General features: G+C 52.8%; 14 protein-coding genes. 4 read left to right on the top strand and 10 right to left on the bottom strand.

Annotation, left to right across the window (positions count from 1 at the left end; all coding sequences use genetic code 11):
• Positions 1 to 11: 11 nt before the first annotated feature.
• The 6 genes from K1I37_RS06060 to K1I37_RS06035 all read right to left on the bottom strand — a co-directional run bounded on the left by K1I37_RS06060 (position 12) and on the right by K1I37_RS06035 (position 6,937).
• Positions 12 to 914 (bottom strand): N-acyl homoserine lactonase family protein, encoded by a 903-nt coding sequence (locus tag K1I37_RS06060; RefSeq protein ID WP_021297977.1) that lies wholly within the window; start codon positions 912 to 914, stop codon positions 12 to 14.
• A gap of 18 nt (positions 915 to 932) precedes the next feature.
• The gene (locus K1I37_RS06055; RefSeq protein WP_021297978.1) at positions 933 to 1,415 is read right to left on the bottom strand and encodes a hypothetical protein; all 483 of its coding nucleotides are present in this window, start codon (positions 1,413 to 1,415) and stop codon (positions 933 to 935) included.
• Complete coding sequence (locus K1I37_RS06050) at positions 1,412 to 2,467, bottom strand: LacI family DNA-binding transcriptional regulator (protein ID WP_021297979.1); 1,056 nt, start codon at positions 2,465 to 2,467, stop codon at positions 1,412 to 1,414. Before K1I37_RS06050 ends, K1I37_RS06055 begins: the two co-directional genes overlap by 4 nt.
• 21 nt (positions 2,468 to 2,488) lie before the next feature.
• On the bottom strand, positions 2,489 to 3,781 hold the full coding sequence (gene hisD / locus K1I37_RS06045) for a histidinol dehydrogenase (RefSeq protein WP_031219136.1): 1,293 nt from the start codon (positions 3,779 to 3,781) through the stop codon (positions 2,489 to 2,491).
• A 425-nt stretch (positions 3,782 to 4,206) separates the two neighbouring features.
• On the bottom strand, positions 4,207 to 5,187 hold the full coding sequence (locus tag K1I37_RS06040) for an aldo/keto reductase (protein WP_021297981.1): 981 nt from the start codon (positions 5,185 to 5,187) through the stop codon (positions 4,207 to 4,209).
• Positions 5,188 to 5,290: 103 nt separating this feature from the next.
• The gene (locus tag K1I37_RS06035) at positions 5,291 to 6,937 is read right to left on the bottom strand and encodes an APC family permease (protein WP_021297982.1); all 1,647 of its coding nucleotides are present in this window, start codon (positions 6,935 to 6,937) and stop codon (positions 5,291 to 5,293) included.
• Positions 6,938 to 7,249: 312 nt separating this feature from the next.
• Here K1I37_RS06035 and K1I37_RS06030 point away from each other — a divergent pair, with 312 nt between their 5' ends.
• Positions 7,250 to 8,500: an aminotransferase-like domain-containing protein gene (locus tag K1I37_RS06030; protein WP_021297983.1), complete on the top strand. Its 1,251-nt coding sequence runs from the start codon at positions 7,250 to 7,252 to the stop codon at positions 8,498 to 8,500.
• 77 nt (positions 8,501 to 8,577) lie between these two features.
• Here K1I37_RS06030 and K1I37_RS06025 read toward each other — a convergent pair whose 3' ends face one another.
• The 4 genes from K1I37_RS06025 to K1I37_RS06010 form a co-directional block, all read right to left on the bottom strand.
• On the bottom strand, positions 8,578 to 10,236 hold the full coding sequence (locus tag K1I37_RS06025; RefSeq protein WP_021297984.1) for a glycerol-3-phosphate dehydrogenase/oxidase: 1,659 nt from the start codon (positions 10,234 to 10,236) through the stop codon (positions 8,578 to 8,580).
• A gap of 130 nt (positions 10,237 to 10,366) precedes the next feature.
• Positions 10,367 to 11,860, bottom strand: coding sequence for a glycerol kinase GlpK (gene glpK / locus K1I37_RS06020; RefSeq protein ID WP_021297985.1), 1,494 nt, complete (start codon positions 11,858 to 11,860; stop codon positions 10,367 to 10,369).
• A gap of 60 nt (positions 11,861 to 11,920) precedes the next feature.
• Complete coding sequence (locus K1I37_RS06015) at positions 11,921 to 12,751, bottom strand: MIP/aquaporin family protein (RefSeq protein WP_021297986.1); 831 nt, start codon at positions 12,749 to 12,751, stop codon at positions 11,921 to 11,923.
• A 183-nt stretch (positions 12,752 to 12,934) separates the two neighbouring features.
• Positions 12,935 to 13,495 (bottom strand): glycerol-3-phosphate responsive antiterminator, encoded by a 561-nt coding sequence (locus K1I37_RS06010; RefSeq protein ID WP_021297987.1) that lies wholly within the window; start codon positions 13,493 to 13,495, stop codon positions 12,935 to 12,937.
• Between the two features lie 336 nt (positions 13,496 to 13,831).
• Between K1I37_RS06010 and dhaK the strand changes: the two genes are divergently transcribed.
• Genes dhaK through dhaM form a run of 3 tightly spaced genes read left to right on the top strand, consistent with a single transcriptional unit; the run spans position 13,832 to position 15,871 of the window.
• Positions 13,832 to 14,818 carry a dihydroxyacetone kinase subunit DhaK gene (gene dhaK, locus K1I37_RS06005; protein WP_021297988.1) on the top strand — a complete coding sequence of 329 codons (987 nt, stop codon included), beginning with the start codon at positions 13,832 to 13,834 and terminating at the stop codon, positions 14,816 to 14,818.
• Positions 14,819 to 14,834: 16 nt separating this feature from the next.
• Positions 14,835 to 15,485: a dihydroxyacetone kinase subunit DhaL gene (gene dhaL / locus K1I37_RS06000; protein ID WP_021297989.1), complete on the top strand. Its 651-nt coding sequence runs from the start codon at positions 14,835 to 14,837 to the stop codon at positions 15,483 to 15,485.
• Positions 15,464 to 15,871, top strand: coding sequence for a dihydroxyacetone kinase phosphoryl donor subunit DhaM (dhaM, locus tag K1I37_RS05995; protein WP_021297990.1), 408 nt, complete (start codon positions 15,464 to 15,466; stop codon positions 15,869 to 15,871). The genes dhaL and dhaM overlap by 22 nt, the downstream gene beginning before the upstream one ends.
• Positions 15,872 to 15,903: the final 32 nt, after the last annotated feature.

Genomic DNA, 15,903 nt, shown 5'->3' with positions numbered 1-15,903 from the left:
GCCCCCTACTCCTAGGACATGGATTGATGATTCGAACTCGTCGATTCAACTGCTACCTTTGAAACCTCGTCATCTGCTAACGTAATTTCGACAATATGCAGGCCTTCACTAGAAATCCGAGAAGGAAATACCTCTACTAACCGCTCTTCATGAACCGGAATGATGCGCCTGGGATCTCTATCAACCAAATTCATCATCTTATCCGTCGTGAGCAAGAGATTGACCTGGCTTCCCGAGGCAAGCCCAACCGGTACATACACGCCGTCCTTGTCTCGGCCTTCAATATTTTCGAAAACGTATGCCAAATCTCCAGCCAAAATCCAAGCATCTGAGCCTTCTGCGTTACGCACGCGAATAAATTGTGATCCGAACGTATGCGTATCCGGCGCCGCGAACAAATCAATGTTCGGCAGTACGTTCTCGAGGTCGCCATCGACCAATACTAATCTGCCTTCCACTGCCAACTGCGTCGCGCGCAGCATATCGCCCGGATCCATCGCGCCTTGCAGCCACTCGAACTGTTTTGGCAGCGCCAGCGCCCACAACCACTTCGTAAACTCCTGCTCCTGAATGTAAAACCGGGCATTTGGGAAATCTTCAACATTTCCAAAGTGATCGAAGTGTGCGTGCGTCACCAACACCGTATCTACCTCTTCCGGTTGAATGCCGACTTCCTTCAATACAGTCTTCGGATCTCGCCAATTGATCACGCCAAAGCGCTCTGCCAATACTTTTCCGTATTCCTTATAGTTGTAGCCTACGTCAACCATAATGGTGTGACCGTTGCCCTTGATCACTGCGTAGCAATAAGGCAGCTTGATAGTTCCTTCATTATGCGCACCATAAAGGACGCCGCCTTTCGCATAATCAGGAACGTAAGCATATTCCAAAACCCAAATGGAGTAATCCTGCATCCGTTATTCCTCCCGTTCTCAGTGATGTGCACAAGCGCAACTCGTGTTGAGGGACACCATTTCAAATGCCGGCGAGAACGACGACGCACGCTTCAGCTGTTGATGGGCGTACTGGAGGCGCAACAACATCTTGTGAATCGCCTGATGCCTCGCCTCCATCCCCCTTTGCTGCACCCATTCGACCAATTCGCGATGAACAGACTGTAAACTCGTACACACATTGACACACACGCGTCGAAAATCTTCGAAGCGCCCTCCGTGTGAAACCTGAGACAGGTGTTCAAAGGTCTCAGCCAACCAGTTTCCCGTCTCCTTCAGAACCATCAACAATTGTGTGGCTTCCGTCGTCGCTTTTAACTGAACCAACATCAACACGCCAGACAGCGATTGCATGGAACGTTTGAGCTCGTGAAAGTCTATCTGCATTTCCACAAGATACTTACTATCGATGTCTCCGGTCATCCACTGACTATCGGCATGAAATGTCTTCGCGCGATTCACGTCGCATCTTCACCCCTATCTCTTACCGTGCTACGCATCACCAGTTCTCCTGGTATATTTGTAATTTCTGGCTCTGGGGCGGTCCCTTCAATTTCGCGAATTAGCCGGTCGACCGTCGCCTCGACCATTTCATTGACGGGTTGACGTACGGTAGTGAGTGAATACGCTTTCCAGGCCGCCAAAGAAATGTCATCGAACCCAACAACTGAAACGTCATCCGGTATTCGAATCCCAAGGTGTCGAGCTGCGTCGAGAACGCCTAGTGCCATGATGTCGTTTGCACAAAAAATTCCGTCTGGAGGATGATCAGCGTGAAATAGGTTCAATGCCGCATTGTAACCGCCCTCGTACGTGTAATCTCCCGGCACGACGATGGGGTCGGCATACGAATGCCGTTGCAAGACTTGGCGAAATCCTGTTTCCCGATCTCGACTCGTAGATGTATTTGGATCTCCCGCCACGTAACCAAGTCTTCGGTGTCCAGTACCGATGAGCAGTTCAGCGACGACCTCTCCTCCGCGCACATTGTCACACGTCACGGCAGAACAACGCGCGTTTTGCATATAGCGATTGAACAGAACCACCGGAAACCCATAGTCAGTCAAGCGAGTTACCATCGCCGAGGACAACTGCGCCGCTACTGCGATGACCCCTTCGGTGTGATACTCGATGAACGGGGTAATATCGTCGCTGTCGACGTCATTTCCCGCCGAATGGACAAACAGCACATAAAATCCTCTATCTCTCAATGCGTTTGTAAACCGTTCAATGACATCTGGGTAAAACGGGTTTTTGATATCGGATGTAATCAGCCCAATCATCCGCGACTTTCCTGTAATCAACCCGCGTGCGATGCCATTTGGTCGGTAGCCCAATTCTCTTGCGGTTTTTAAGATGAGTTCCCGCTTTTCCGGTGACACGGAGCCATTCCCTAGTGCACGAGAAACCGTAGATTGATGAATTCCGAGCACTCGTGCGATATCGGAAGCGGTAACCCGCTTTCGGCCCGCTCCTCTATCGCCGAATTGACCATCTGGATAGTTACCTTTCACACAATCACCACATTGTCAGGTTTACTGGCTGACTGCGGTGACCTTCCCATAACGCCGGACTCGTAACAGAGCCTGTTCCCGATGGCCAGCGAAGTTTTCTAAGTCACACAGTCGCGCCGCATATTCTCCGATGTAGGCACTGGCTTGTGGTGTACATTCTTGATACGTACACGTTTTAATAAACTTGCCGACCCACAGGCCTCCAGTATACCTGGCAGCTCCTTTGGTTGGAAGCGTATGGTTGGTTCCGATGACCTTGTCGCCATAGGCCACATTCGTTTCTGGACCAAGGAAAAGTGCCCCGTAGTTTGTCATGTGTTCGAGGAAGTAACGTGGGTTCTTCGTCAAGACCTCGACATGCTCATATGCGAGTTTGTCGGCCTCAATCACGGCCTCCTCAATACTGTCCACCAGGATGATAGCGCCATTGTCAGCCCACGCCTTCCCTGCGACGTCTGCGGTTGCCAATGTCTCAAGTTGCCTATCGATTTCTACTAACGTTTCTTTCGCGAGTTGCTCCGAGGTCGTAATCAGCACAGCGGGCGATGTCGGTCCGTGTTCTGATTGCCCAAGCAAATCACACGCGACCATTTCTGCATCGGCGGAGTCATCCGCAATCACGAGAATTTCAGTTGGGCCCGCGAACAAGTCAATGCCTACTCGTCCGTACAATTGTCGCTTTGCTTCGGCGACAAACGCGTTGCCAGGCCCGACAATCATATCGACCGGCGCAATCGACTCTGTGCCTAACGCCATTGCAGCGACCGCTTGGACGCCACCGAGAATATAAATCTCGTCCGCACCAGCCAACGACATCGCAGCCACCGTTGCCGCTGGGATCTCTCCTTGAATCGGCGGTGTGCAGGCAATGACCCGCTGTACCCCCGCTACTTTTGCGGTCAACACGCTCATATGCGCGGAAGCCACCATAGGATACCGTCCCCCGGGGATGTAGCACCCCACACTGTTGACCGGGATGTTTTTATGCCCGAGCGTCACGCCTGGGAGTGTCTCAATCTCCAAGTCGCGCAGCGCCGCACGTTGGGCTTCGGCGAACCGCCGGATTTGTGCCTGAGCAAATTTGATATCCTCCAGTGTTGTTTCCGGCACACTGCTCATAATCGCTTCAATGTCCGCAGTGGAAAGACGAAATGTCTCCGGCTCCCACTTGTCAAACTTGGCGGACAATTGACGCACGGCAGCATCCCCGCGGTTCTCAATGTCACTCAAAATACCGCTTACGGTTTGCGATACTTGATGGTCTGCCTGTTTCATTTCGTCTTTCGTCTTACCTTGCTTTAAAAACCTAGCCACGACGCTCATCCTTTCAGAAATCGCTACAATCAACAGAACTCACAACCTTGCATACGTATGCAAAACCTGCATTCTTGCATTCGTATGCAACATCCCCCAAGAAGGACTGCGCGCTTTGCATACGAATGCAATGCGACGAAAAACAAAATGGTGCAAATATCATTTGATGACTCGGTGAAATCGAGTCGTTCAATTACTTAACCACATCTTAATTTTCTGAGCTTCGATAGTCAACCGCTTTCATCGAAGATTTTTTCATCACACAGCTGGGCCTTCCGTCAAAACCTGCCTGGCTCTCAGAACTGCAACCATGCAGGAGGAAATCGCCAACCACGATTGGCCCACCAGAATCGGGGACGGGCGAGCCTGTCGCACAGACTGCCCCTCCCCATCGATGTGGTTCATTTGTGCGAAGTGGCCAACGTTTAACGGAATCCCAGTACGGGATGCGGTACATATGGCTCTTCCAGCTTTGCAATTTCCTCAGGTGTGAGCGTAATAGACAACGACGCAACCGCATCGTCCAAATGATGCATTTTGGTCGCCCCGACGATAGGTGCCGTCACCGGCGACTTCTGGAGTACCCACGCCAATGCGATTTGCGCGCGCGGAACCCCTCGGCTTGCAGCGACTTCAGCAACCCGCTCAACGACTTTCTTGTCCGCTTCTGCAGTCGTCGCATACAATGACTTGCCGAATTCATCCGTTTCTGAGCGGGCACTCGACTCATCCCAATCACGTGTCAACCGCCCACGTGCCAGAGGGCTCCAAGGAATCACACCAATCCCTTCCGCTTCACACAACGGAAGCATCTCGCGTTCCTCTTCGCGATAAAGGAGGTTTAAGTAATTCTGCATCGATACGAACCGGGTCCAGCCATGCTTCTCAGCCGTATAGAGCGCTTTGAGGAACTGCCACGCATACATCGAAGAGGCGCCAATATAGCGCGCCTTGCCGGCCTTGACCACATCGTGAAGAGCTTCCATTGTCTCTTCAATCGGCGTGTCATAATCCCAGCGATGAATCTGGTAGAGATCGACATAATCAGTTCCTAAGCGCTTCAAACTATTATCAATCTCGGTCATAATGGCCTTGCGCGATAGCCCGGCGCCATTCGGTCCCGGTCGCATGCGACCATGTACCTTCGTGGCAATGACGACTTCGTCCCTGCTCGCATAGTCTTTCAGTGCTCGTCCGACAATTTCCTCACTGGTGCCATCCGAGTAGACATTCGCCGTATCGAAAAAGTTAATGCCCAATTCAAGCGCGCGCTTGATAAACGGGCGAGCGTCTTCCTCATTCAAAGACCAGCTGTGGTTTCCGCGTTCTGGGACGCCATAGCTCATACATCCCAAGCATATGCGCGACACTTCCAAACCAGTGGTGCCAAGCCTCACGTAGTCCATTTTGTCATTCCTTCCTCTAATGGTTGATATCTACTACGATTGTACGCCTATTTGTCCCGCAATGCACACGGCGGCACCACAGCTGTGCCCATGCTTGCCGCACTCAGAAATTCAGGTCGAAATCAATCAATTCTGGTGCTTCAACCGAGTAGACCTCAGCCCCCTCAATCCCTCTTCCGTTCATCGCCGCTGGCAAAGAGAGACCAGAATATCGTCCGAGCAACCAAAATACCACACCGGACAACGCCACAATCATCGAGTCCCACGGAGCCGGAACGATACCTCTTCCACCAAACGTACCGAGAAACGACATAAGCGGAATGAACACCATTGCCAAGACCAGCCAGATGCCAGCCCGTACGTGGCGCCACGGCCATTTTTGACGTCGAAAGGCGATAAAATAGAAAACGATTCCGATTGCAAAGAAGAGCATCACCCGACCTGTGACAGGCCAGCCCACCCAATACATGATAAGACACGATACCGCACTCGCGACGGGCGCCGTTAGATTTAATAGCGGCACTTTAAACGGTCTTGCCTGATTCGGCACCGTGCGCCTTAACACGCTCACTGTAGCGGGCACGACGAGATTCGTGAAGACTGCACATGTCACCACGACACTAATCAAAGACTGCCAACTCGGAAACGGAAGAAGAAAGATGATTCCGACAATTTCATTCACAATAATCGATACCACCGGAACGCCCCGCTTTGGGTCAATTTGAGCCAAACGCTTCGGGGCAAAACCCTGCAGTCCCATGGCGTAGAGAATTCGCGCGACCACCGCAGTGCCCGTCAACGCCGTGCCAGAAGGTGAAATAATCGCATCTGCGTATAAAATGTACGAAACCCAAACCAAATTCACAGAGACGAGTAGCTCGACAAATGGCGCATTAAAATTCAAATTCCCCCAGCCAGCCATCAGGAGATGACTCGGTATTGCGCCAATAAAAGCGACTTGAAGGAGAAGATAGAGCGCCATGGACACGCCGACGACGGCGAGAATGGCCACCGGGATTTGTCGCCTTGGGTTCTTTGCCTCGGCGGCCAACTGAATGGGGCCTGTAGACCCTAGGTAAGAGTAGATAATGCCCGATGTGGCCAACGCGACAAAAATGCCCTTGATACCCGTTGGCAACAAACCACCACTCGCGACAGACGCGAAATTCGCAGGATGAAAACTGGTGGCGAGCAAAATGATAATGGTCCCCGCAGGGACGATCAGCTTAACCACAGTGAGCGGCGTATTAATTCTCGCAAACCAACGAATTCCCAAGATGTTGACGTACGCGAAGAGAATGACGAGAAAAGCGGCCACAGCCATACCTAGCGGACTCATCCGTTGGCCACTGTACAATGCAGGCCAATAAGAACTCGCGTATTGAATCACAGCCGCAGCCTCCGTCGCTGCGCCAGCTGCTCCAGGAATCCAACTGCCCCAAGCCACTAAAAAACCGACAAAGCTACCGTGTGAGTATAAGGGATAGCGCATTGCACCCCCGGCTCGCGGAAACATGCCCACCAACTCTGAGTTTGGCAAGGTGCTGAGGAGAATGGCGATGCCGCCCAATGCCCAAGCGATAAGTGATCCTGCTCCCGAAACTTTAGCCGCGTTATATGCGCCAAACAACCAACCAGACCCAACGACCCCGCTTAGCGAAACCATCATCAGGTCCCGAAACGACAACGCTCGCCGATATCCAGTTACGTCGGGATCGACCGTAGGCTGATACTGCTTGACCGGATCCATAAAGCATCTCTCCTCAATAGGTGATGAACAGCGAAGATCACACGCCAACCAAAAAGTGAGGTTTTCTAACGAAAAAATGAGAATTTGCGCCAAACATGTAAGGAATCCAAGTGTTTTAACAGGAATATACAGAACAATCCAACAATATTCAAGGTAAGTTTCCTGACATATCTGATTTTTGTCATTAAACCTTACGTATAGCATTGTCGCACCGCTGTTCCAACGATACAATCAGCGTATTGTTGTCACTTCTGAACGCCATGTTCGATTTGATATGAGTGAAGAACATCTTTTTGGAGGGGATCAAAGCAAATGTCCATTCCACAATCAAAACCACAACACCATGAACTGTTTGCACAGCGGACAAAAGTGCAAGCGGGTATTGCCGCCTTTGATTTCTCCGGGCGGACAGTGGACACTTCCGACGTCATCGCGTTGAACTACGGACTGCCAGACGGCGAGTTCTTCCAAATACCCGAGTTGACCGAAGCGGCAACAAAGGCGCTTCAAGTCGATGCTGCGCGAGTGCTCCAATACGGCGGTGGTTCAGGTTCCAAGCGGATCCTTGAATACCTCGCCGCACAAAAAACGACCTCTTGGAACATCGCGACAGACCCGAATGACATCCTGATGACCAGCGGTTCCTCGCAAGGAATTGACTTAATTGCGCGTCTTTTCTTAAATCCAGGGGACGAAGTATGGTTTGAGGAACCGTCCTATTTTGGCGCCATTCATATCTTCGCGCTAAACGGCGCGACGGAACGCGGTTTTCCGATGGACGAAGAGGGTCTGTTGGTGGATGCCGTCGAGCAGGAATTAAAAAACCGTAAAGCAACAGCACAAGCCATGCCAAAGCTCTTTTATGTCATCCCCAATTTTCAAAACCCTACGGGACTTACAATGAGCTTCGCACGACGCGTGAAGCTAGCCGAGTTGGCGGCCAGCTACGGCTTTTACATTGTGGAAGACGACGCCTACGGAGAACTGGGGTTTGACGAAATCTCCATCCCATCCGTCAAAGCCATTGCACCAGAGCACACCTTGTACCTATCCACCTTTTCCAAGACCATTGCCCCTGGTCTGCGAATTGGCTATATCGTCGCGCCACGCGTGATTATCCAAGCACTGCAAAAGGTCAAAGCGGAGGGGGGAACGAGCGGCTTCGTGCAAGAGGTACTCGCTAACTTTTTAGAATCCGTCGATTTTTCTGCGCACCTGAAGAAAGTTCGCACAGCCTATCGGTTGCGCCGAGATGCCATGGTCGAGACGCTTGCAGCGCATTTTCCCAAAGAGGTCACATGGACAAATCCATCAGGAGGCTTCTTCGTCTGGGTGACGCTGCCGCCTTACGTCGATGTCGCGAAGCTTTGGGAATATGCCATCGAGGAACGCGTCAGCTTTGTCGGCGGCGCACCGTTTTATGTGTCGGAAGGAAGCGGCGCCCAACAAATGCGACTCAGCTTTTCGTTCTATTCGCCAAATGTGGTTCACGACGGGATGGTCCGCCTAGCCAAGTCGCTACGCAACTATTTAGACGACACACCACAGGTCAGACCCTCGTAACATAGAGACAGCCTTTTGCAAAAGCAATCTTGACTGTTCCAACGAGGACTCCCCCCGTTGGAACAGTCGGCTGTCACTCACACAGCTACGGTCGCCTCTTCAATTCGCTCATCCAGTTCGTCGCGGTAACGCGCCGCTTCTGCTTCGCTCCATCCATACCAGACCGACATGAAGGAAAGTACAGGTTCCTTCCATCGCCGCACAAAGTCAATGTCGAAATAGAGGCTGCCCGTGCGCCGCACGAAGAAGTCCGATGGCGTCACCACCGCCTCGTACTCCAAGCCGTACACCAACGTCGCATATACTTCAGGCGACAACGAGGCGGCATCCGCGTCGTCATCATAGCGCCGCAGGATGTCATATACGACGTCGATATTGGTACCATACCGATGCGCCAATTGATTCGCCCGCGCCTCGCTTAGCCCTAAACTTACGCCTTCTCTTGTCTTCTCCTCTAGGAACGATTGAAAATTGGCCGATCCACCAAATTTGCCACCAGAGTACTCGATACCATCTGTGGTACACGCCGCAAACTGTCGGCCTGTCTCCTGGCTCAACTCTTCTGCAACCATGGTCACAACCTTGTCAGCCATCTTCCGATACCCCGTCAACTTTCCTCCGGCAATCGTAAACAAACCACTCTCCGAGCGAAAGACCTCGTCTTTACGGGAAATTTCCGAAGGGTCTTTTCCCTCTTCGTGAATCAGCGGACGCACCCCCGTCCAGCTAGACTCTACGTCCTTTGCAGTCAACTTCACCGTTGGGAACATGAAATTGACGCAATCAATGAGATAATCGCGATCAGCTTTGGTCATCCGCGGATGAATCAAATCCCCTTGATAGTTGGTATCGGTCGTTCCAATATAGGTCTTGCCGTCTCGCGGAATGGCGAACACCATGCGACCATCCGGTACATCGAAATACACGGAGTTATGCAGCGGGAAGCGCGCACCATCCACCACAATATGAACGCCTTTTGTATGATGGAGTGTCTTTCCCGTTTTCGATCCGTCCAGTTCCCGCAACTCATCCACCCAAGGCCCAGTCGCATTGACAATCTTTCTAGCGCGAATCTCATACGCCTCATTCGTGAGCAAATCGAGCGCGCGAACGCCAACCACCTTGCCGTCTTCATAAATTAAATCGGTTGCCTTTGTATAATTTAATGCCGTTGCACCGCGCGCAACCGCCTCTTTGATAATCTCCAAGGTCAGCCGGGCGTCGTCCGTCCGGTACTCCACGTAGTACCCGGCGCCTTTCAACCCTTCTGTCCGCAACAGCGGCTCTTTTGCCAACGTCTGTTGTGCGTCGAGCATTTTCCGCCGCTCGCTTCGCTTCACCCCGGCTAAAATATCGTAGACGAAAATTCCAAACGAACTGCTGAACATACCGTAAGTTCCGCCCTTAATGATGGGGAGCAGCATCCAGACAGGCGTGGTAATATGCGGGCCGTTCTCATACACAATCGCGCGTTCCTTCCCCACCTCTGCGACCAGTCCAACTTCGAACTGTTTGAGATAGCGAAGGCCACCGTGAACCAGTTTAGTCGAACGGTTCGAAGTCCCCGAGGCGAAATCCTGCATTTCGATAAGCCCCGTCTTCATTCCCCGTACGTGTGCGTCAAGCAGAATACCGGCACCCGTAATCCCGCCTCCGATGACCAATACATCTAGTTGATCTCGACGGACATCCCCCACCATTTCCGACCGCGACCTCATCGAGAATCCGCGATTCATGTCATTACCCCCATAAAGCAAGAAAACCACAGACTTTATGCCAACTGTGCATAAAGCCCATGGTTTTCTCCTCATCTCATAACCAATCACTATGAACTTGTATCCCGCAGAGCGTAACCCATACGAGTGACTATTTAAAAGAACGTGTTGCATTCACTGCCTTTACCCAGCCATTATATAACGACGCACGCGTACTGTCATCCATTTTGGCCTCAAACGTCTGCGAAACAGCAGCGTTGCGTTCAATCTCACCTTTGTCTTTCCAAAAGCCAACGGCCAAACCTGCGAGATACGCGGCCCCCAAAGCGGTCGTCTCAAGGACAGCCGGTCGTTCGACAGGCACGCCAAGGAGGTCACTTTGGAATTGCATCAAAAAGTCATTCGCCGCCGCACCGCCGTCCACGCGCAACTTTTGCAGCGAAATCGCCGAATCCTCCTCCATGGCGTGGATGACGTCCTTCGTCTGATACGCCAAGGACTCCAGCGCGGCGCGGATAAAATGTTCTTTTTTCGTCGCGCGCGTCAAACCAAAGATGGCACCCCTGGCGTCGCTGTCCCAATACGGTGTCCCCAAGCCGACAAACGCCGGTACCAAATACACGCCCTCCGTTGAATCCACCTTCGTCGCATACGACTCACTCTCAGGCGCTGTACGCACCATGCGCAATCCGTCGCGCAACCACTGAATCGCCGATCCCGCTACAAAAATGCTCCCTTCGAGCGCATACTCCACGCGACCGTCTATCCCCCAGGCAATCGTCGTCAGCAAACCGTTCGCCGATTTGACAGCCTTTTCGCCCGTGTTCATCAACATGAAACAGCCCGTTCCGTAGGTGTTTTTGGCCATCCCGGGTTGAAAACATGCCTGCCCAAACAATGCCGCCTGCTGGTCCCCCGCAATACCCGAAATGGGTATCGCCTCGCCATAAAACAAGGACGGCTCGGTGTGTGCATAGATTTCCGACGAGGAGCACACTTCAGGCAACATAGCAGGGGGCACCGTTAATATCTCCAGCAACTCGTCGTCCCACGAAAGGTCGAATATGTTATACATCAATGTTCGGGAAGCATTCGTGTAATCCGTGACATGCCGCTTTCCACCCGACAACTTCCAGATAAGCCACGAATCAATCGTGCCAAACAACAAGTCGCCGTTCGCAGCCCGTGCGCGTGCACCCTCCACATGGTCTAAAATCCATTTCACCTTGGTACCCGAGAAATACGCGTCAATCAACAAACCCGTCTTGTCTCGAAACAGCGGCTCATATCCCTGCTGTTTTAAGTCCTCGCAAATCTTCGAAGTTTGCCGAGACTGCCACACAATCGCGTTGTACACCGGCAGCCCCGTATGTCGATCCCACACGACGGCCGTTTCACGCTGATTGGTGATGCCGATGGCAGCGATTTGCTGCGCAGAGACGTCATGCGACGCCAACAGTTCGGAGATGACGCTCTGAACGGATCCCCAAATCTCCATCGCATCGTGCTCAACCCAACCATTTTGCGGAAAAATCTGTGTAAACTCCTTCTGTGACATCGCCACAATACGACCTGATTTATCGAATAATATCGCCCGTGAGCTCGTGGTTCCCTGGTCAATCGCCATCACGTATTGTTCACTCATTCGAATCCCTCCACATATAAAAACAATTTGTCGACGCCAAGACGCGAATGCGTGTGTCTGTTACGCCTCGAGACGCTTTGGAGTGAGGCCAGATGCCTTCACCCGCGCCGGATTTCCTGGCATAAACGGGCGCAACACGTAGGTGTACAGCGCCCCGGCGACAACTGCCCCGACAATCGGCGCAACAATCGGTACCCACCAAAAGTTCCCGGGGCCTGGAAAGGCGTTTTGCCCCCACCCCATCATCCAAGCGAACAGCCGCGGGCCAAAGTCGCGGGCCGGATTCAATGCCCACGCCTCCAGTTGACCGCCAAAACCGCCCACCATCGCCACGAGCAAACCAACAATCAGCGGCGTGATATTGCCACGTGGCGTATTCGTGTTGTACGTATCGCTCAATGCCAGAATGCCAATCACCAACGCACCCGTCAGGATGATTTCATCGACAAAGGCGTGCCCGGTGGTAATGCCTGCGCTTGGATGTGTGAAAAAGATCCCGGACGTCGTCAATCCCGTAGTGGCAGCCCTGGCGGCGTGATGCGCCGCGTTATACGCATTGATTACCGGACTGAACAACGTGTACGTCAGCCCGGCACCCAAGAAGGCCCCAATGCCCTGCGACACGATGAAACCAGGCACCTTTTTCCACGGAAAACCGCCGTACATTGCAAAGCCGACGGTGACCGCGGGATTGAGGTGGGCGCCCGAGATAGCGCCCACGAGATAAACGGCCATCGTCACACCAAGTCCCCAGAGAATACAAATTCCCCAGTAGTCGCCCGAGAACGAGTTGTACAGAACAGCCATGGCGGCAACACTGTCACCAACCATAATCATGAAAGCTGTCCCAATGATTTCAGCAATGCACTCGCCTAAGAAAGAATTTCTCATACAAACGCCCCCTCGCCATTTCAAAACTGTGTTGTTGTTCGAATGAAAATTAAAAAACCGCAAGACGCTCAAATCACTAACGGATCTGGACATCTTACGGTTCTCCAATTCTCATACCGCTCTTAACTTTTAGGTAAGCGCATTCATATCTTGGCCTTACTGTAATCCCTTTCACGTTTCTCGTCAACCGTCAATCTTTACCGACCACAAATCCTTGTGCGAGGTGGTCACCCCTGCCGCGCCTGCGTCCAATACAGACTGAATATCCGCGCGCGATCGAATAAATCCACCAGCTAAAATCGGCAATTGTGTCGCCCCCCGCACCTCGCGAATGATATCCGGCAACACGCCAGGCAATACCTCAATGTAATCCGGTTTCGAATTCGCCAACACCCGATAGCTGGTATCCAGACTTTGCGAATCTATCAAAAAAATCCTTTGAATCGCCAATACGCGATTTTTCTTCGCCGTCGTAATGACACTGGAATGGGTTGAAATAAGTCCCGCTGGCTTCAACATTTGACAAAGAAACTGAGCAGCTGACTCATCGTGCTTTAGACCCTGGATTAAGTCCGCGTGGAGAATCAGTTTTTTATCGTGTTGCTTGGCTGTGCGAATGAGACTGGGCAACTGTGTGAGATGACTTTCCAGCAGCACGATATAGGTGAAATCGCGCGTCAACAATTGCTCAAAGTCCTTCATGTGTTTCACTGCCGGGATTATCCGCTGATTCTCAAAATGCACGTTTCATTCCCCTTACATGAAAATAAGTCTCAACATCGCAACACAAGTGGTACATGTGCTTCTAACGACTGACCATATCACTCGATTCGCGACACATCAACCGACCACCCAGGTGCATCCAATTCAGTGATTGCCATTTCATGTGATTGATTTTAAGATAGGGATATGAAAGGGCTTTCCGTGGCATATGATGACACAAAGTCCATTCCCCGGCGATGTACATCAGTCGATGAAGGGGCGCAGTGTTTCCTCCCTGCACGGAGTGAAATCGTTGCGTCCCTTTTTCCTTCTATTCCTACCGTAAATGTCCCAGATTTCACGTTTGGAGGTGCATCTATGAAAAAACTAATGAACGAGGTAGGCCATTATGTCGACCAAATGCTCGACGGGATGGTCCTTGCGCATCCTGAATTGCGGCGGCTCCCCGGCACAACCGTATTAGTTCGGGCAGAAAAGGCGGACAAAGTCGCCCTAGTGAGCGGCGGCGGCAGCGGACACGAACCCGCACATGGTGGATTCGTCGGTCCCGGCATGCTGGACGCGGCGGTCGCTGGGGAGATGTTTACCTCACCGACGCCTGATCAGATTCTGGAAGCCATTCGCGCTGTCCATGGGGATCAAGGGGTGCTATTGATTGTCAAGAATTACACGGGCGACGTGATGAATTTCGAGATGGCGGCGGAAATGGCCACGATGGAAGGGATTCACGTTGAACAAGTGGTTGTCGACGACGACGTCGCTGTCCAAAACAGTACACATACCATCGGTCGCCGTGGAATCGCAGGAACCGTGTTCGTGCATAAAATCGCTGGCGCCGCCGCGGAGGCTGGATATCCCCTGGAAACGGTCGCTGCAGTTGCCAAGCGCGCCATCGACAACGTCCACAGTATGGGTGTGGCACTGAGCCCCTGCACCGTGCCCGCTAGCGGTCAGCCTAGTTTCCAGTTGGCGGACGACGAAATCGAAATTGGCATTGGCATTCACGGTGAACCTGGGGTCCGGCGCGAGCCCATCCGGTCAGCAGATGACGTGGTTGACACCCTGCTCGACACCATTCTCGAAGACGCCGCAGTCCAGGCGGGCGATGACGTCGCTGTGCTCGTCAACGGGCTCGGCGCGACACCGCTCAGCGAATTGTACATCGCAAACCGACGCATCGCCAGAAGGCTTGCCAAGCAAGGCGTGAACATCCAACAGACGCGCGTGGCCGAATACATGACCTCACTTGAAATGGCAGGCTTCTCCATATCTCTGTTGAAACTGGACCATGAACTCGCCAAGTTGTTGAACGCACCAGCCACAACGACAGCCTGGCGAAGCTGACGAGGAGGTTTCCAACATGCTCACGACAAGTGCCTTTATCGCATTCATCCAAGCGTACACGAACAGGCTCGACGAATTACAGCCACTCCTCGACCAATTAGATAATCAAATTGGCGATGGAGATCATGGTACGAACATGACACGCGGATTTCACGCGGCCAACGAACGCCTTACGTCAACACCTGCGGATGATCTCGGTGCCCTCAGCCAGGCCGTAGCCATGACGTTGTTGTCGAGTGTCGGCGGTGCGTCTGGTCCCCTCTACGCCACGGTTTTTCTACGCTTCTCTGCTCAGTGGAAAGGTCAGTCGCAAGTCGACGCGAAAGACATCACGGAAGCCATCGTGCAAGCTCGTGATGGTTTAGTTGCACGCGGCAAGGCGCAGGTTGGCGAGAAAACCCTGATTGACGTCTGGTCTCCCGCAGCACAGACCCTACAGGCGAATCCCACGGAGTCAGGCATACTCGCAGCGGCAAAGGCAGCCGCAGAGGCCGCAGTCGGCACGCGTGAACTCGTCGCAGGCAAAGGCCGAGCCGCCTACTTGGGCGAACGCAGCCGCGGCACCTGCGACCCCGGGAGCGTCTCGAGCGCCGTGTTTTTCGAAGAATTCGCAAACGCCATCGTAGGAGGTGTAGAGAAAACGCCATGGCCAACATTAGTCTCCTGATTGTCTCGCATAGTCGCGATCTCGGTGCGGGCCTCGTCACGCTGCTTGGCCAACTCGCGGGTCCGGAAGTGGATCTCCGCCACGCGGCGGGGCTGGGTGACAATATCGGCACAGACGCGACCTTCATCATGAAGCAACTGACCCATTGCCCACGCGATAACGAAATCCTCATCTTTTTCGATCTCGGCAGCGCCCTCATGAATACGCAGATGGCACTCGAACTCATCGATGAAGATGTTCAAAGCCGCACACACATCGTAGACGCACCGCTCGTCGAGGGCGCAATTGCTGCAGCCGTTTCGGCGCGCGCTGGTATGCCAGTGGAGCAAATCATGCAGCATGCCCGCGAGGCGAAATGGATGGAAAAGATCACGAGGGAGGCGTAAGATTTTAGTGATACGGCAGCCGCCTCGAGGGC

The organism is Alicyclobacillus acidoterrestris (genome assembly GCF_022674245.1).
In the GTDB taxonomy this organism is placed as follows: domain Bacteria; phylum Bacillota; class Bacilli; order Alicyclobacillales; family Alicyclobacillaceae; genus Alicyclobacillus; species Alicyclobacillus acidoterrestris.
This window is presented reverse-complemented; position numbering and strand designations above follow the sequence as displayed.